The organism is Marinobacterium mangrovicola, from assembly GCF_004339595.1.
GTDB lineage: Bacteria > Pseudomonadota > Gammaproteobacteria > Pseudomonadales > Balneatricaceae > Marinobacterium_D > Marinobacterium_D mangrovicola.
In genome coordinates, this window is sequence record NZ_SMFU01000008.1 from 640,524 (window position 1) to 657,237 (window position 16,714).

The following is a 16,714-nucleotide window of genomic DNA, read 5'->3' on the forward strand; positions in this document are numbered from 1 at the left end:
GATCTCAGATCGGTTTTTTATGGCTTCTACAACAAGGGGCAGAGGGCTTCCGGCTGCGCCCTGGTTATGCGCAGGGCGCGCCGGAAATTCTTATATGTTTTCGGTTCAGACGGCCAGCAACAGGAACTCCCGTTCCCAGGAACTGATGACGCGTTTGAAGTTTTCCATTTCCGCTTTGCGGGTGGCGATATAGCCATCGACGAACAGGTCGCCGAGGTACTCGCGCACCTGCTGGGATTCATCCATCTGCTGTACGGCTTCCTCGAGCGTGACCGGCAAACGCAGGTTGTCACGATCGTAGGCGCGGCCTTCGATGGGTGGGGTGGGGCGCAGGTTTTCGGTCATGCCCATGTAGCCGGCCAGCAGGCTGGCGGCCACGGCCAGATAAACGTTGGCATCGGCGCCGGCAAGGCGGTTCTCGATACGGCGGTTCTCCGGGCTTGAGGCGGGCTCGCGCAGGCCACAGGTACGATTTTCCGCACCCCATTCCACGTTGACCGGCGCGGAGGTATCCGGCAGGAAGCGGCGGAAGGAGTTAACGTTGGGCGCCAGTAGCGGAATCAGTGCGGGCAGATAGGTCTGCAGACCGGCCACGTGGGCCAGGAACAGTTCGCTGCGCTGACCGTCTTCGGCGCTGAATACGTTGCGGCCGGTTTCCACATCCATAATGCTTTGATGGATATGCATGGCGCTGCCCGGTTCGTTGGTCACCGGCTTGGCCATAAAGGTGGCGATAACGTTGTGCTTGAGCGCTGCTTCACGCATGGTGCGCTTGAAGACGAACACCTGATCGGCGATATGCAGGGGGTCACCGTGCAGGAAATTGATCTCCATCTGCGCGGTGCCTTCTTCATGAATAAGAGTGTCGATATCCAGGCCTTGGGCCTCGCACCAGTCGTACATATCCTCAAACAGCGGATCGTATTCGTTGGCCGCATCGATGGAGAAGGACTGGCGACCGCTTTCACGGCGGCCTGAACGGCCGATCGGCGACTGTAGTGGCTGGTCCGGATCGGCGGTACGTGCGGTCAGGTAGAACTCCATCTCCGGTGCTACTACCGGCTTCCAACCCTTGTCCTTATAAAGGTCGAGTACCTTTTTAAGCACGTTACGGGGGGAAAGTTCGATGGGGCGTCCCTGGCGGTCGAAGGTATCGTGAATAACCAGTGCGGTTTTCTCTTCGGTCCAGGGGATCAGGAAGGCAGCGCTAGGATCGGGTTTACAGATGAAATCAATATCGGCGGGGTGAAGCAGGGAATAGTAGAGTTCATCTTCTACATAGTCGCCGGTGACGGTCTGCAAAAGAACGCTTTCCGGGAGCCTCATGCCCCCTTCGGCGATGAATTTATCCACCGGGGAAATTTTCCCTCGTGCAATACCGGTGAGGTCACTGACTACACACTCCACCTCGGTAATCGCTTCGTTTTTTAGCCAGTCTTTGATGCCTGGTTTATCGCTATCCATTTTATTTAACCATCTGCTGCGAAGCTTTCGGAAAATGTTTTATACGAAGATCAATCTATACCTTAAAACCGACTTTTCCGGAAACCTCGTCCTATCATTTCAGTGTTGTTTGATCATCGTTTTGGAGCGGCTTAGCAACAATACCCCCCAGGAGGTATTTTCTGTAAACCGCTTTTAAATCAGAATTATATAGCACATATATAGTGCGGTCAGCCTTATCTGTGCATCTTTTTGGTGCGTTTCTTCCCCGGCTTCTCGCCTGGCTGCGCCGCCCCCGGTCCGGACTCATCGGGCTGTTTTTAATAATTGGATAGATAAAATGTCGAATGTATGTACCAAGGATGCTGAAAATCCTGAATTAAAAGAAGCAGAAGCATTTCTTGAAAAACACCCCGAAGTGCAGTTCGTCGATTTATTGATCGCTGATATGAACGGCATAGTACGGGGAAAAAGAGTCGATAAATCAGTCCTTTCCAAAGTATTTAAATCCGGCGTAGCCTTGCCGGCCTCGATTTATGGCTTGAATATCCAGGGCACAACGGTCGAAGAGACCGGTCTGGGGCTGGAGATCGGCGATTCCGACCGTATCTGTCTGCCGGTGCCGGGCACCCTCTCCATGGAGCCCTGGCAAAAACGTCCCATCGCCCAGTGCCTGATGTCGATGTACGAAGAGCCGGGCGAGCCGTTTTTCGCGGACCCGCGCATGATTCTGCGCAGCGTGGTGCGTCGTTTCGAAGAGCTGGGGTTGAAGGCGGTGACCGCTTTCGAACTGGAGTTTTATCTGATCGATCAGGAGATGGTGAACGGTCGCCCGCAGCCTGCCTGTTCGCCGATCTCCGGCAAGCGCCCTGAAAGTGTGCAGGTCTACTCCATTGATGAACTCGACGAATACACCGATCTGCTGGTGGATATCATCTCCAGCGCCCGTGAGCAGGGGCTGCCGGCGGATACCATCGTCGCCGAATCGGCGCCGGGGCAGTTCGAGATCAACCTGAACCATGTGGATGATCCGGTACGTTCCTGCGATAACACCACGCTGCTGCGTCGGGTGGTGAAGAACGTGGCCTATGACCACGGCATGGACACGACCTTTATGGCCAAGCCGTACGAAGATCAGGCCGGTAACGGTATGCACATGCATATCAGCCTGGTAGACAAGGATGGCAACAATGTCTTTGCCATCGATAATGACAAGCCCAACGACATTATGCGCTGGGCGCTCGGTGGCCTGCTGGAGACCCTGGATCAGTATTTCGCCATTCTCTGCCCGAACATCAACTCCTACCGCCGTTTCAGCAGCCAGTTCTTCGTGCCGCTGGCGCCGACCTGGGGCATAGAGAACCGCACCACCGCGCTGCGTATTCCGGGCGGCGCGCCGGAAGCCACCCGTATCGAACACCGCGTGGCCGGCACCGATGCCAACCCCTATCTGATGATGGCTGCCATGCTGTCGGCGATCCATTACGGCATCACCAACAAGGTGGAGCCCAATGAAATGGTCGAGGGCAACGCCTACGAGAAGGTGGATCCGAGCCTGCCGTGCAACCTGCGTGATTCCCTGCGTGCACTTGAGTCTTCCAGCGTAATGCGCGAATACCTGGGATCCGAGTTCCTGGATGTTTTCGTTGCCTGCAAAGAGCACGAACTGGCGGAGTTTGAACAGACGATTTCCGACCTGGAATACGCCTGGTACCTGCATACAGTTTGAGGAGAATAACAATGACAAGATCGGTAGTTGTCGCGGCCACTCAAATGGCCTGCAGCGACAGTGTGGAAGAGAATATCGCTAACGGCGAAAAGCTGGTACGCCAGGCGGCGGCTCAGGGCGCCCAGGTTATCCTGCTGCAGGAACTGTTCGAGACGCCGTACTTCTGCAAGCGTCATGATGCCGAGTACCTTGCGCTGGCTACCAGCGTCGAGGAGAACCCGGCGATCCAGCATTTTCGTGGCGTTGCCGAAGAGCTGGGCGTGGTGCTGCCGATCAGTTTTTATGAGCGTGCCGGTCAGGCGCGCTTTAACTCGCTGGTGGTGATTGATGCGAACGGTCAGGTGCTGCCGGAAGTTTATCGCAAAAGCCATATTCCGGACGGCCCGGGTTATAGCGAGAAGTTCTACTTCTCGCCCGGCGATACCGGTTTCCGCGTCTGGGATACGGCTTATGGCCGCATCGGTGTCGCGATCTGCTGGGATCAGTGGTTCCCGGAAACGGCGCGCTCCATGGCCCTGGCCGGCGCCGAGCTGCTGTTTTTTCCGACGGCCATCGGCAGTGAGCCCCAGGACGCTACGCTGGATTCACGCCTGCACTGGCAGAACACCCAGCGCGGCCATGCCGCCGCCAATCTGACACCGGTGATCGCTTCCAACCGCATCGGTCGCGAACGTGATGGCGAAGTGGAGCTGCGCTTCTACGGTTCCTCGTTTATCGCAGGTCCCGATGGCGAGTTCTGCGCCGAAGCGGATCAGGAATCTGAAACGGTGCTGGTGCAGTCATTCGATCTGGATCAGCTGGCGGCGCAACGTGCGTCCTGGGGGCTGTTCCGCGACCGTCGGCCGGATCTGTACAGCGCTGTGGCCACGCTGGATGGCTCTCATAAATCGGTAGGCTAATAGAACGGAGATAAACGATGCTAGTGAACGCCAAGCCACTACAGGATGGTTTCAGTATGCCCGCCGAGTGGGCGCCGCAGCAACGCGTCTGGATGATCTGGCCGGAACGTACCGACAACTGGCGTGACGGCGCCGTGCCTGCGCAACAGGCGTTCACCGCGGTTGCCAAAGCGATTGCCGAGTTCGAGCCGGTGACCGTCGGCGCCAGTGCCGCGCAGTATGACCGTGCGCAGCTAGCCCTGGATTATCCCGGGATCTCCGTGGTGGAAATCTCCAGCGATGATGCCTGGGCGCGGGATACCGGGCCGACTTTCGTCAGCAACGGAAAAACCGTGCGTGCCGTGGACTGGCGCTTTAATGCCTGGGGCGGCGAGAACGGCGGGCTCTATGCGTCATGGAATAAGGATGAGCGGGTTGCAGCTAAAATGGCTGCTGTTGCTGATTGTGATCGCTATGCCGCGGACTTCGTGCTTGAGGGCGGTTCCATCCATGTGGATGGCGAGGGCACGCTGATCACCACCGAAGAGTGCCTGCTCAACCCCAACCGTAATCCGCACCTCGGCCGCGCCGACCTGGAACAGCTGTTGGGTGACTACCTGGGCGTCAGCAAGGTGATCTGGCTGCCGGAAGGGCTCTACAACGATGAGACCGACGGCCATGTGGATAACTGCTGCTGCTTCGTGGCGCCCGGTGAGCTGGTGCTGGCCTGGACCGATGATCCCGCTAACCCCAACTACGAGCGTTGCCGCACGGCACTGGCGGTGATCGAGCAGAGCCGCGATGCCAAGGGGCGTGAGCTTAAAGTCCACAAGATGCCGCTGCCGTCAGCGATCTACGCCACCGAGGCCGAATGTGAGGGCGTGGAGCAGGTGGAGGGCAGCCAGCCAAGAACCCCTGACGAATGGTTGGCGGGCTCCTACGTGAACTTCCTTCTGGTTAACGGCGGTGTCATTATGCCGCGCTTTGATGACCCGGCGGATGAGCCAGCACAGGCGCTGATGCAGCAGATGTTCCCCGATCGGAAGATTGTCGCCGTGCCGGGACGTGAGATCCTGCTAGGTGGCGGCAATATTCATTGTATAACCCAGCAGCAACCTATGCCGTAAGACCTTAAGAGTGTTTATCACCTATTAACCCGATGGACCCGGGAGGCTCAGATGAAAGACCCCGTACACAGCAATGACTACCCCAACTCCTTTTACACGGCGACGGCGCGCTATCAGAAAGAACGACCGTCGCTGTCTGGATCCCTGGAGGTAGATGTTTGCGTTGTCGGGGGCGGTTTCAGCGGCGTGAATACCGCGCTGGAACTGGCTGAGCGGGGTTTTTCCGTGGCGCTGCTGGAAGCCAAACGCGTCGGATGGGGAGCGTCCGGGCGTAACGGCGGCGAGCTGATTCGCGGTATCGGTCATGGTGTGGATCAGTTCCGCGACCAGATCGGCGACAGCGGTGTTGAGGCACTCGGGCGCATGGGAATCGAGGCGGTCGACATCGTCCGCAAGCGGGTTGAGCGCTACAGCATCGACTGCGATCTGCAGATGGGCTACTGCGACCTGGCGCTGAAACCGCGTCATATGGATGAGATGGCCGCTGAGCGAGAAGAGCTTGAGGCACTGGGCTACGGTTACGATCTGAAGATCCTCGACCGTGATGAGGTGGGGCAGGTGATCGGATCTAACCGCTACCTGGGGGCGATGGTCGATATGGGTAGCGGTCACCTGCATCCGCTGAACCTGGTGCTGGGTGAGGCGGTCGCGGCGGAAGAGGCCGGTGTACAGATCTTTGAGTATTCGCCGGCGGAAAAGATCATCAAGGGTGACAGGCCCCGTGTGGTGACTCCGAATGGCGAGGTGAGCTGCAACTACCTTGTGCTCTGCGGCAACGCCTACATTGGACACAAGCTGGAGTCGCATATCGGCGGTAAGGTTCTGCCTGCAGGCAGCTATGTCATCGCCACCGAACCGCTCAGCGAAGCGCAGTCGGCGGAGATTATTCCGCAGAATATGGCCTTTGCCGACCTCAGTGTGGCGCTGGATTATTTCCATCTGTCGGCGGATCGCCGGCTGTTGTTTGGTGGTCTGTGTAATTACTCGGGTAAGGATCCGCGCGATATTACCGGCGCCCTGAGGCCAAACCTTGAGCGCGTCTTCCCGCAGCTCAAAGGCGTGAAAATCGATTTCGAGTGGGGCGGCATGATCGGCATAGGTGCTAACCGCCTGCCGCAGGTTGGACGTCTGCCGGATGCGCCCAATATTCTCTTTGCCCAGGCTTATGCTGGACACGGTGTGAACGCTACCCACATGGCCGCGAAGGTGATCGCGGAGATGCTCAGTGGCCAGGCGGAACGTTTCGACGTGTTCGATAAGGTCAAGCATATGACCTTCCCGGGTGGACCGGCGCTGCGTTCGCCGCTGCTGGCGATGGGGATGCTCTACTACCGGATGAAAGACCTGTTGTAACGGTCGTTAAACGGCGCCACGGCGCGTCTCCTGCCGGGTGCTTCTCGAGCGGGGCTACGCCCCGTCGCGATCATCCAAGGTGGTTTGAATTATCTCCGTGCGAACTCCAATCGGTGTGATGCTCCTCCCGCATCTTGTAGTCCTTTCTGTGAACTTTATGAACAAAAGGTCCGTTAAGGCCTAAACGCTTAATATTCACCTAAACTTTCAAGCCTGTGACTCTGCGACTATGTTTTGGTTGTGATCAGGCCGCGCACAGCGAGCCTGCGTTAGGCCGGTCTTCCCCAAAGCGGCCGGTTCTCACGACAAAAACAATAATCTCGGAGAGATCGCATTATGCAACGTCCTATCCGCAAGCTGGTGCTTGCTACCTCCCTCGTATTTGCTGCGTCCCAGTCCTACGCCTTTGAGCCAGAGCGCACCGCTGAGTGTATCGCGCCGGCGAACCCGGGCGGTGGTTGGGACTTTACCTGCCGTAGCGTTGGCAAGGTCTTGACCGATCTGGATTACATCGAAGGCAACGTGCAGACCGTGAATATGCCGGGTGCCGGCGGTGGTGTTGCATTTGCGCATACCGTATCCAAGCGTGAAGGCGATGAGGCGCTGATCGTTGCGGCAAGTACCGCAACCACTACCCGTCTGGCCCAGGGCCAGTTCGCGGGCATGAACTCAGACCAGGTCCGCTGGGTGGGTGCGCTGGGCGCAGACTACGGCGTGATTGCGGTCGCTGCCGACTCTCCCTACAAAAACCTGAACGAACTGTTCGCCGCCATTAAGGAAGAGCCAACCTCTGTGAAATTCGGTGGTGGTAGTGCCGCGGGTGGCTGGGATCACCTGAAAGTACTGATCGCGGCCAAGGCCGATGGCGTAGAAAACCTGCCGAAAATTAAATACCTCGCTTACAACGGTGGTGCTGAGGCGATCACCCAGGTTGTCGGTGGCCATATCCAGGCGTTCACCGGTGACGTGTCCGAGGTGCTTGGCTTTGTTGAATCCGGTGACCTGCGCGTACTGGCGGTGATGGCTGAAGAGCGTCTGCCGGGCGAATATGCTGGTATGCCGACTGCGGTAGAACAGGGCATCCAGGCGATCGCTCCGAACTGGCGTGGTTTCTACCTGCCGGCTGGCGTTTCTGACGATGCCTACAACTGGTGGGCTGAAACTGTCGACGGCATCTATGCCAGCGATGAGTGGAAAACCGTCATGCAGCAGAATGGTCTGATGCCGTTCCACAAATCCGGTGACGACTTTACCGCTTTCGTTAATCAACAGGTTCAGGATATCCGTGACCTGTCTATCGAGATTGGACTGATCAAATGATTGGGGATCGCATCCTTGGGATCCTGCTGCTCCTCCTGGCCGTCGTGTACGGCTGGGAGGCCAGCCAGTTCCCCGTGCCGTTTGGTGGGGCTGAAGAAGTCGGTCCTGAAACCTTCCCGTTGATGCTGTCTGTGGTGCTTGGTCTTAGCAGTATCTACATGATTGTAAAACCGGATCCCGATCAGGAGTGGCCGGGTGTTAAAACCCTGCTGGACCTGGGATTCGTGCTCCTGGTGCTGATGATCTTCTCAGCGATGCTGGCCCCGGTGGGCTTCGTGATCTCCACGACGCTGATGGTTGGTGTGCTCTGCTGGCGCATGGGTGCCCGTCCGATGGCGGCTGGTCTGACCGGTATCGGCAGTGCCGTGGTCGTCTATGTGCTGTTCAACTTCGTGCTTGAGCTGCATCTGCCAGCTGGCATCCTCGAGCTGAGTTAAGGAGCTGAACTGATGGAAACTATCTCTTTCCTGCTGCAGGGTTTCGCCGTCGCGCTGACGCCGGAACACCTTATGTTTGCAGCGCTCGGTGCGATGCTCGGCACTCTGATCGGCGCACTCCCGGGTCTGGGGCCTGCTAACGGCGTCGCGATCCTGATCCCGCTGGCGTTCAGTCTGGGGCTTTCTCCGGCTGCATCGTTGATCATGCTGACCTCGGTCTATGCGGGCGCCATGTATGGCGGTCGTATCTCGAGCATCCTGCTCAATATCCCGGGCGATGAGCCGGCGATGATGACCTGTCTCGATGGTTACCCGATGGCGATGAAGGGCAAGGCCGCCGAAGCCCTGGCGGTTTCAGCTATTGCCTCCTTCATCGGCAGCCTGTTGGCCACCGTTGGTCTGATTATCCTGGCACCGATTCTGGCGCGCTTCGCCCTGCACTTTGGTCCGGCGGAATACTTCGCGCTGTTTGCCCTGGCGTTTGCGACGCTTGGCGGTATTACCGGTAAAAACCCGGTCAAGACCATCGTGGCGGCGGCCCTGGGTCTGATGATCGCCACCGTGGGTGTGGATATCTCCACCGGCAACCAGCGTTATACGTATAACATCCTCGAGCTGTACGAGGGGATCGACTTCATCATTGCCATCGTCGGCCTGTTTGCGGTCAGTGAGCTGCTGTTCTTTATCGAGAAGCATGTCGGTGAGGGACTCACTGCAGCGAAGCTGAACAAGCTGAACCTGAAGATGAAGGATATTGTCGAGATTCTGCCGACCAGTTTGCGCGGCTCGGTACTGGGTTTTATCTCCGGTGTACTGCCGGGTGCCGGTGCCTCCCTGGGTAGCTTTATCAGCTACACCCTGGAAAAGCGGATGGTGGGTTCAAAAGGTAACTTCGGTGAGGGCGATCCTCGTGGTGTCGCTGCACCGGAAGCGGGTAACAATGCCGCTGCCAATGGTGCGCTGGTGCCGATGCTGACCCTGGGTGTACCGGGTAGCGGTACCACAGCGGTGCTGCTGGCGATGCTGATTTCACTGAATATTCAGCCGGGCCCGATGCTGTTCACGCAGAACGCTGAGCTGGTCTGGGGTGTGATTGCAGCGCTGCTGGTGGGTAACCTGATGCTGCTTCTGCTGAACATCCCGATGATCGGCGTGTTCGTCAAACTGCTCAGCATTCCGCCGAAGTACCTGATGCCGGTGGTGACGCTGGTGGCTGCGGTGGGTATCTACTCCATCAGCAACAGCGCGCTGGATCTCTACTTCATGGTCGGCTTCGGCTTGATGGGCTACCTGCTGCGCAAGCTGGACGTGCCGCTGGTGCCGGTGATCCTCGGTATGCTGCTGGGGCCTGAGATGGAGCTCAACCTGCGCCATGCACTGACCATCTCCGATGGTGACTGGACAGCTCTGTTCTCCAGCGGTCTTAGCATCGGTATCTGGATCGTGGCATTGGCCGGGCTGTTGCTGCCATACGTTTTTGGCCCGATTCTGCGTCGCCGTATGGAACGCGCCCGTGATCGTCTCGAAGTTCCGGAAGAGGGCGATTAAGCCCTCCGCCTGACATGTTTTAAGCCTCTGCAAACGTCGTTGTTGTTTGCACCTGTCGGATAGCTCAGGTTCCTGCTATCCGGCAACTTTATGGCCACCCGTCGGCTCTGCTGGCGAGGTGGCTTTTTTATTCGGCTGACTTGATCGTGGGTGCTGCGCGATAGCGCCGCTCCGGCCGTCCGATGCTGCCGTAGTTCACATCGGCTTCCAGTTCCTGCTCCGATACCAGGTATTCCAGATAGCGCCTTGCCGTTGTCCGGCTGGAGCCGATCCGTTCACCCACCTGCTCAGCACTCAGGCTTTCGTCGCTGTTGACCAGCGTGGTACGTACCTTATCCAGTGTCAGCGTATCGATGCCCTTGGGCAGGCGCTTGCGCGTAGGTTGTGAAGATGGCTGCGGGGTCGCGGAACCATGACGGGGCAGCAGTCCGTCCACCGATTGCTGGCTGAGGCTTTGCAGCGCCTTGAGCTTATCCAGATGGGCATTGAAGTTCTGCAGTGCCTGCTCAAGACGCTCGAAGACTAGGGGCTTGAGGATGTAGTCAAACACACCGCAGCGCAGCGCTTCGGTGAGGCTGTCCACCTCTTTGGCGGCGGTGACCAGAATGACGTCGGTGGGGCTGGCGGAAGCGCGGATTTCGCGCAGCAGATCCAGGCCGCTGCCATCGGGAAACTGTATATCCAGCAGCACCAGGTTGGGCTGGAGCACCTCGATAAGCTCCCGGGCATCGCGCGTGGTATGGGCAATACCGCGAACCTCGAAGCCGGGTACGCGCTCAACAAAGCGGCGCTGGATCTCGGCGATCTGCGGATCATCCTCTGCGATAACGATACCGACCGGTGTAGTCATCAATGTGTCTCCTTGGGAAGGTAGAGCGTAAAGCGTGCGCCCTGAGCGGCCAGGTTTTCCACCACGACTTCGCCGCCCAGGTCGCTGACAATCTCTTTCACCAGGTGCAGGCCGATGCCGCGGCCTTCCGCCTTGCGGCTGAAACCGCGCTCGAACACGCGGGCGAAGTCGTCATCTTCTATGCCCGGTCCCTGGTCTTCAACCTCAATAATGATGTCCTGGCCGATATCGGTCATGGATAGGGCGATACGTCGGTTTCCGGCGGACAGGGTGGCATCGAAGGCGTTATCCAGTAGGTTGCCGATCAGGGTCACCATGCGTTCGGTGGAGATATCCACCGGCAGGGGGCCGAGGTGGCTGTCCGGGTCGATCTCCAGGTGCAGGCCGAGCTCATGCGCGCGGTTGAACTTGCCCAGCAGACAGCCGGATACCACCGGGTCATCCACCGAATCCACCAGCCAGCGCAGCATCGCCTGATGGTCGCGGGTCTCCTGGCCGATCAGTTCCAGCGCCTCGTCGCTTTTGTCGAGCTGGATAAGCCCGGCGATGGTGTGCAGCTTGTTGGCGTATTCGTGGGCCTGGCTGCGCAGTGACTCGGCGTACTGGCGGATGCGGGTGAGGCGGCGGCTCACCATGGTGAGTTCGTCGCGCACACGGAAGCTGGCGACCACGCCGGTAATGCGGCCTTTTACCCGGATGGGGATGCGGTTGATCACCAGGTAGCGGCCATCGACGAGCATCTCCTTGTCGAACTCGGGCTCGCCGCTTTCCAGCAGCGCGGGCATACGGCTGTCGGGGAGTACCTCGCGGATATGGCGCCCGGTGAGCTGCTCTGTGCCCAGGTCCAGGGTATCCACGGCGGCACGGTTGAACGTGGTGATCAAGCCCTTGTTGTTGATGGCGATAATGCCTTCACGGACCGACTCCAGGGTGGCGTTACGCTCTTCGAACAGGGCGGCTATTTCGTGGGGTTCCAGGTCAAAGATCGCGGCCCGGAAGCGACGTCCTATCCAGCTGGCGATCATCACGGAGAGTGCCAGCAGCGCCAGGGTGACGATGATCACCAGGCGCTGATAGGTGAGTACCGTGTTATCGATCTGGTTGGTCAGGTAGCCTACGGACACCACGCCGACCACCTCGCCTATATCGTTGAACACCGGTGCCTTGCCGCGGATGGATGGCCCCATGCTGCCGGTGGCCGAGGATATAATGGTGCGTCCCTCCTGCAGCACTGCATAGTTATCGCCGCCCACCATCGGTTTACCGATGCGGTCCGGCAGCGGGTGCGCCAGGCGGATGCCCTCGATATTGCCGATCGATATAAAGCTGGCATCGGTGGCGTCGCGTAACTCGGAGACGATGCGACTGGTAGCGTCGGCGTCATTGGCGGCGACGGCGCTGCGAATCGATGGCGTCTGCGCGACCATGGAGGCGAGCTGAACCGCTCGCTGAGCGATCTGCTCCTCGAGGGAATCGCCGAGATGGCGTAGGGCGAAACCACCCAGAACGACGGACTGCACCAGTACCAACAGGCACAGGACAATCATCAAACGGGTGCTGATACGTAAACGGATGCGTGGCATGGAATTATTATTGGTCAGGCCGACTTTGAACCTAAATTGTACGCCTAAGCTACTGATTTGTCCGTATGGGTGGTGGCACCGGAGTGGGGACGTTATACTCTCGCGTCTTGCTCAGGGCCGTCCGTCGATTGTCGGCCAACATTCTTATGTGGCCTGTCGTAGGGGCCACCACTAAGCATAGGATTTACCATGCCTGTTATTACCCTTCCCGACGCGAGTATTCGCGAATTCGATCACCCCGTCAGCGTATTCGATGTGGCCGCCGATATCGGTACCGGCCTGGCCAAGGCAGCTCTTGCCGGCAAAGTCGATGGCACGCTGGTGGATACCAGTTACGTCATTGAAAACGATGCCGAGCTGGCGATCGTCACGGCACGCGACGAGGAAGGCCTCGAAGTTATTCGTCACTCCTGCGCCCACCTGATGGCCATGGCCGTCCAGGAACTGTTCCCCGGTGCCCAGGTTACTATCGGCCCCGTGATCGACAACGGTTTCTATTACGACTTTGCTTACGAACGCGCCTTTACCCAGGAAGATCTAGAAAAGATCGAGAAGCGGATGACCGAGCTGTCGAAGCAGAACCTGGAAGTCTCCCGCTCCATCATGAGCCGCGACGAAGCGGTGGCGATGTTCGAGCAGATGGGTGAGCAGTACAAGGTCGAGATCATCCAGGATATCCCGGGTGACCAGCCGCTCTCTTTCTACCGCCAGGGCGACTTCATCGATCTGTGCCGTGGCCCGCACGTGCCTGCTACTGGCCACATCAAGGCCTTCAAACTGATGAAGGTTGCCGGTGCCTACTGGCGCGGTGATGCCAAGAACGAGATGCTGCAGCGCATCTACGGTACCGCCTGGGGCGACAAGAAAGCGCTCAAGGCCTACCTGCACCGTCTGGAAGAAGCGGAGAAGCGTGACCACCGTAAACTGGCCAAGCAGCTGAACCTGTTCCACCTGCAGGAAGAAGCGCCGGGCATGGTGTTCTGGCATCCGCATGGCTGGACTCTGTATCAGCAGATCGAGCAGTACATGCGTGCCAAGCAGCGCAAGCACGGCTACCAGGAGATCAAGACTCCGCAGGTGGTGGAACGTACCCTGTGGGAGAAATCCGGTCACTGGGACAAGTTCTCCGAGCAGATGTTTACCACGCACTCCGAGAGCCGCGACTTCGCCATCAAGCCGATGAACTGCCCCTGCCACATTCAGGTGTTCAACCAGGGCCTGCGTTCATACCGCGAAATGCCGCTGCGTCTGGCTGAGTTTGGCTCCTGCCACCGTAACGAGCCGTCCGGTGCGCTGCACGGCATCATGCGTGTGCGTGGCTTCGTGCAGGACGACGCGCATATCTTCTGTGCCGAAGACTCTATCCAGGCGGAAGTGGCATCGTTCATCGACTTCCTGCATGAGGTGTATGCGGACTTCGGTTTCTCCGACATTCTTTACAAGCTCTCCACCCGTCCGGAGCAGCGTGTAGGTTCCGACGAAATCTGGGATAAAGCGGAGAAAGCGCTGGCTGACGCACTGAACGCGGCGGAACTGGATTGGGAAGAGCTGCCGGGTGAAGGTGCGTTCTACGGTCCGAAGATCGAATTCTCCCTGCGTGACTGCCTCGGCCGTGTCTGGCAGTGCGGTACCATCCAGGTGGACTTCTCCATGCCGGGTCGTCTGGATGCCCAGTTCGTCAACGAGCAGGGCAATCGTGAAACACCGGTCATGCTGCACCGCGCAATCCTCGGATCGTTCGAGCGCTTCATCGGTATTCTGATCGAACATTACGCGGGCGCACTGCCGACCTGGTTGGCTCCGGTGCAGGTTGCGGTGATGAATATCACCGACAAACAGGCCGCTTTTGTGAATGAAGTGACCGAAAGACTGGAAAATCAGGGTTATCGTGCGGTTGCGGACTTGAGAAACGAGAAGATCGGCTTTAAAATCCGCGAGCGTACTTTACAGAAGGTGCCTTACCTGCTCGTCATCGGCGACAAAGAGGTAGAGAACGGAACCGTTGCAGTGCGTACGCGCTCCGGTGAAGATCTCGGTACAATGTCCGTAGACGCCCTCGTTGAGACCTTAGGTCTCGAAGTATCCCGAAAGGGGCGCCAGGAATAAAACTCGTCAGGAGATAAAGCTATCAGGCGTGATAACAAGCGCGGCGGTCGTCAGAACCTGCCGCCAATCAACGATAACATTCGTGCTCGTGAAGTCCGTCTTATTGCGGCGGACGGTAACCAGGTTGGTGTCGTTTCGATTAATGAGGCTCTTGAGCACGCTCAGGAAGCCGAGCTTGACCTCGTACAGATCTCTGATTCTGATCCCATCGTCTGTAAGATCATGGACTATGGTAAGCATCAGTATGAGCTGAAGAAGAAAGCAAATGAGGCTAAGAAGAAGCAGTCTCAGATGCAGGTCAAGGAAGTGAAATTCCGTCCCGGTACGGAAGAAGGGGATTATCAGGTAAAACTGCGCAACCTGATACGTTTCCTTGAAGCCGGGGACAAGGCCAAGGTGACATTGCGTTTCCGTGGTCGTGAGATGGCCCATCAGGAGCTGGGTATGCAGCTGCTCCGTCGTGTCGAGGCAGACCTCGTCAAGTTGGAGCTCGGTGCTGTAGAACAGCAGCCGAAGATGGAAGGTCGCCAGATGGTGATGGTCGTCGCCCCGAAGAAGAAATAGTCAGCGTTTCTTCGAAGCCCGCGTCGCGTCTTCTTAACGGAGAGGCTGCGTGGGTTTTGTTGATTCAGACTGACGCATTACAAACGAATGCGTGGAGATTGAGTAATGCCTAAGATTAAAACTGTCCGCGGTGCGGCAAAACGTTTCAAGAAAACTGCTAATGGCGTAAAGCACAAGCAGGCCTTCAAAAGCCACATTCTGACCAAGAAAAGCACCAAGCGTAAGCGTCAGCTGCGCCCGATGCTGCAGGTTCATGATGCTGACCAGGCTCTGGTCAAGCGCATGCTGCCGTATCTGTAAGCTTTTTGTCTGAATCAACTTTTATTTAAGAAGGAAATACCATGGCTCGTGTAAAACGTGGTGTTGTGGCTCGTGCTCGTCATAAGAAAGTCCTGAAACAGGCAAAAGGTTACTACGGCGCTCGCAGCCGTGTATTCCGCGTTGCCAAGCAGGCGGTCATCAAAGCTGGTCAGTATGCTTACCGTGACCGTCGTCAGCGTAAGCGTCAGTTCCGCGCTCTGTGGATCGCACGTATCAACGCTGCTGCCCGTATCAACGGTCTGTCCTACAGCCGCTTCATCGCTGGTCTGAAAAAGGCCAACATCGAGATCGACCGTAAGGTTCTGGCTGACCTGGCTGTTCATCAGCAGGCTGCCTTCGCTGCGGTTGTCGAGAAAGCGAAAGCTGCCCTGGCCTAAGGCGTCACCCGCCTGATGGTAGGTAATTGATCGAATCGAATAGGGGAAGGGTGCAAGCTCTTCCCCTATTTTTGTTTGGAGCCGGACATGGAAAATCTTCAAGCCCTCCTGGCGGATGGCAAACAGGCGGTCGCACAGGCCGACGACGTAAAGACGCTGGACGATGTGCGCGTTCAGTACCTGGGTAAGAAAGGTCATCTTACCCAGTTGCTGAAGGGGCTGGGTAAACTCTCAGCCGAGGAACGCCCCGCCGCAGGTGCGAAAATCAATGAAGCCAAGGAAGAGCTGGCTGCCGAACTGAGCGCCCGCAAGGAGCAGCTCGAGCGTGCAGCGCTGGAACAGAAACTGGCAGCGGAAACCATCGACGTGACCCTGCCGGGCCGCGGTCAGCAGCTGGGTGGCCTGCACCCGGTCACCAAGACCATGGAGCGTATCGAGTCTTTCTTCGGCAGCATCGGTTACACCGTCGAAGAAGGTCCGGAGATCGAAGATGACTACCACAACTTCGAAGCGCTCAATATCCCGTCGCATCACCCGGCGCGTGCGATGCACGATACCTTCTATTTCGATCCGACTACTCTGCTGCGTACCCATACCTCACCGGTGCAGGTGCGTACCATGGAATCGGGGCAGCCGCCGATCCGCATCATCTGCCCGGGCCGCGTTTATCGTAACGACTACGATCAAACCCACTCCCCGATGTTCCACCAGGTGGAAGGTCTGCTGATCGACAAGAACATCAGCTTTGCTGACCTCAAGGGTACGCTGGAGCAGTTCCTGCGCGCGTTCTTCGAAGAGGACGTCAAGGTGCGTTTCCGTCCCTCCTACTTCCCGTTTACCGAGCCCTCCATCGAGGTAGATATCGACCGTGGCGATGGCAAGTGGCTTGAAGTCCTGGGTTGCGGCATGGTGCATCCGAAAGTGCTGGAGATGTCCGGTATCGATCCCGATGAATACAGCGGCTTTGCCTTCGGTATGGGCGTTGAGCGCTTTGCCATGCTCCGTTACGGCGTCGATGACCTGCGCCTGTTCTTCGAAAACGATCTGCGCTTCCTCAGCCAGTTCCGTTGATCGACCC

Annotated in this window: 15 protein-coding genes; 12 read left to right on the forward strand and 3 right to left on the reverse strand. The window is 57.9% G+C overall.

Annotated elements, in window-relative coordinates; all coding sequences use genetic code 11:
* Window positions 1–105 precede the first annotated feature (105 nt).
* Complete coding sequence (locus CLV83_RS11390) at window positions 106–1,464, reverse strand: glutamine synthetase family protein (protein ID WP_132292039.1); 1,359 nt, start codon at window positions 1,462–1,464, stop codon at window positions 106–108.
* A gap of 319 nt (window positions 1,465–1,783) precedes the next feature.
* Here CLV83_RS11390 and CLV83_RS11395 point away from each other — a divergent pair, with 319 nt between their 5' ends.
* The 7 genes from CLV83_RS11395 to CLV83_RS11425 all read left to right on the forward strand — a co-directional run bounded on the left by CLV83_RS11395 (window position 1,784) and on the right by CLV83_RS11425 (window position 9,835).
* Window positions 1,784–3,172, forward strand: a complete 1,389-nt coding sequence (locus CLV83_RS11395) for a glutamine synthetase family protein (protein ID WP_132292042.1) — start codon at window positions 1,784–1,786, stop codon at window positions 3,170–3,172.
* A gap of 11 nt (window positions 3,173–3,183) precedes the next feature.
* Complete coding sequence (gene aguB / locus CLV83_RS11400) at window positions 3,184–4,071, forward strand: N-carbamoylputrescine amidase (protein WP_132292045.1); 888 nt, start codon at window positions 3,184–3,186, stop codon at window positions 4,069–4,071.
* Window positions 4,072–4,088: 17 nt separating this feature from the next.
* Window positions 4,089–5,177: an agmatine deiminase gene (gene aguA / locus CLV83_RS11405; RefSeq protein ID WP_132292048.1), complete on the forward strand. Its 1,089-nt coding sequence runs from the start codon at window positions 4,089–4,091 to the stop codon at window positions 5,175–5,177.
* Window positions 5,178–5,228: 51 nt separating this feature from the next.
* Window positions 5,229–6,530, forward strand: coding sequence for an NAD(P)/FAD-dependent oxidoreductase (locus CLV83_RS11410; RefSeq protein WP_132292051.1), 1,302 nt, complete (start codon window positions 5,229–5,231; stop codon window positions 6,528–6,530).
* Between the two features lie 336 nt (window positions 6,531–6,866).
* Window positions 6,867–7,850, forward strand: a complete 984-nt coding sequence (locus CLV83_RS11415; RefSeq protein WP_132292054.1) for a Bug family tripartite tricarboxylate transporter substrate binding protein — start codon at window positions 6,867–6,869, stop codon at window positions 7,848–7,850.
* Window positions 7,847–8,287, forward strand: coding sequence for a tripartite tricarboxylate transporter TctB family protein (locus CLV83_RS11420; RefSeq protein WP_132292057.1), 441 nt, complete (start codon window positions 7,847–7,849; stop codon window positions 8,285–8,287). Before CLV83_RS11415 ends, CLV83_RS11420 begins: the two co-directional genes overlap by 4 nt.
* A gap of 12 nt (window positions 8,288–8,299) precedes the next feature.
* On the forward strand, window positions 8,300–9,835 hold the full coding sequence (locus CLV83_RS11425) for a tripartite tricarboxylate transporter permease (RefSeq protein ID WP_132292060.1): 1,536 nt from the start codon (window positions 8,300–8,302) through the stop codon (window positions 9,833–9,835).
* 127 nt (window positions 9,836–9,962) lie between these two features.
* Here CLV83_RS11425 and CLV83_RS11430 read toward each other — a convergent pair whose 3' ends face one another.
* Window positions 9,963–10,685, reverse strand: a complete 723-nt coding sequence (locus CLV83_RS11430; RefSeq protein WP_132292063.1) for a response regulator — start codon at window positions 10,683–10,685, stop codon at window positions 9,963–9,965.
* Window positions 10,685–12,268 carry an ATP-binding protein gene (locus tag CLV83_RS11435; protein ID WP_132292066.1) on the reverse strand — a complete coding sequence of 528 codons (1,584 nt, stop codon included), beginning with the start codon at window positions 12,266–12,268 and terminating at the stop codon, window positions 10,685–10,687. The genes CLV83_RS11430 and CLV83_RS11435 overlap by 1 nt, the downstream gene beginning before the upstream one ends.
* A 189-nt stretch (window positions 12,269–12,457) precedes the next feature.
* Here CLV83_RS11435 and thrS point away from each other — a divergent pair, with 189 nt between their 5' ends.
* The 5 genes from thrS to pheS all read left to right on the forward strand — a co-directional run bounded on the left by thrS (window position 12,458) and on the right by pheS (window position 16,707).
* On the forward strand, window positions 12,458–14,374 hold the full coding sequence (gene thrS / locus CLV83_RS11440; RefSeq protein ID WP_132292069.1) for a threonine--tRNA ligase: 1,917 nt from the start codon (window positions 12,458–12,460) through the stop codon (window positions 14,372–14,374).
* Between the two features lie 66 nt (window positions 14,375–14,440).
* Entirely contained in the window at window positions 14,441–14,938 is a 498-nt protein-coding gene (infC, locus tag CLV83_RS11445) for a translation initiation factor IF-3 (protein ID WP_481318836.1), read from the forward strand.
* A gap of 105 nt (window positions 14,939–15,043) precedes the next feature.
* Window positions 15,044–15,238, forward strand: coding sequence for a 50S ribosomal protein L35 (gene rpmI, locus CLV83_RS11450; RefSeq protein ID WP_027854938.1), 195 nt, complete (start codon window positions 15,044–15,046; stop codon window positions 15,236–15,238).
* A 41-nt stretch (window positions 15,239–15,279) separates the two neighbouring features.
* Window positions 15,280–15,636: a 50S ribosomal protein L20 gene (rplT, locus tag CLV83_RS11455; RefSeq protein ID WP_104003274.1), complete on the forward strand. Its 357-nt coding sequence runs from the start codon at window positions 15,280–15,282 to the stop codon at window positions 15,634–15,636.
* 87 nt (window positions 15,637–15,723) lie between these two features.
* Window positions 15,724–16,707, forward strand: coding sequence for a phenylalanine--tRNA ligase subunit alpha (gene pheS, locus CLV83_RS11460; protein WP_132292075.1), 984 nt, complete (start codon window positions 15,724–15,726; stop codon window positions 16,705–16,707).
* The last annotated feature ends 7 nt before the right edge of the window (window positions 16,708–16,714 follow it).

Excerpts from the sequence above, each read along its gene's own strand:
- CLV83_RS11390 (WP_132292039.1), bottom strand. The coding sequence starts at position 1,464 with ATGGATAGCGATAAACCAGGCATCAAAGACTGGCTAAAAAACGAAGCG.
- CLV83_RS11395 (WP_132292042.1), top strand. The coding sequence starts at position 1,784 with ATGTCGAATGTATGTACCAAGGATGCTGAAAATCCTGAATTAAAAGAA.
- aguB (WP_132292045.1), top strand. The coding sequence starts at position 3,184 with ATGACAAGATCGGTAGTTGTCGCGGCCACTCAAATGGCCTGCAGCGAC.
- aguA (WP_132292048.1), top strand. The coding sequence starts at position 4,089 with ATGCTAGTGAACGCCAAGCCACTACAGGATGGTTTCAGTATGCCCGCC.
- CLV83_RS11410 (WP_132292051.1), top strand. The coding sequence starts at position 5,229 with ATGAAAGACCCCGTACACAGCAATGACTACCCCAACTCCTTTTACACG.
- CLV83_RS11415 (WP_132292054.1), top strand. The coding sequence starts at position 6,867 with ATGCAACGTCCTATCCGCAAGCTGGTGCTTGCTACCTCCCTCGTATTT.
- CLV83_RS11420 (WP_132292057.1), top strand. The coding sequence starts at position 7,847 with ATGATTGGGGATCGCATCCTTGGGATCCTGCTGCTCCTCCTGGCCGTC.
- CLV83_RS11425 (WP_132292060.1), top strand. The coding sequence starts at position 8,300 with ATGGAAACTATCTCTTTCCTGCTGCAGGGTTTCGCCGTCGCGCTGACG.
- CLV83_RS11430 (WP_132292063.1), bottom strand. The coding sequence starts at position 10,685 with ATGACTACACCGGTCGGTATCGTTATCGCAGAGGATGATCCGCAGATC.
- CLV83_RS11435 (WP_132292066.1), bottom strand. The coding sequence starts at position 12,268 with ATGCCACGCATCCGTTTACGTATCAGCACCCGTTTGATGATTGTCCTG.
- thrS (WP_132292069.1), top strand. The coding sequence starts at position 12,458 with ATGCCTGTTATTACCCTTCCCGACGCGAGTATTCGCGAATTCGATCAC.
- rpmI (WP_027854938.1), top strand. The coding sequence starts at position 15,044 with ATGCCTAAGATTAAAACTGTCCGCGGTGCGGCAAAACGTTTCAAGAAA.
- rplT (WP_104003274.1), top strand. The coding sequence starts at position 15,280 with ATGGCTCGTGTAAAACGTGGTGTTGTGGCTCGTGCTCGTCATAAGAAA.
- pheS (WP_132292075.1), top strand. The coding sequence starts at position 15,724 with ATGGAAAATCTTCAAGCCCTCCTGGCGGATGGCAAACAGGCGGTCGCA.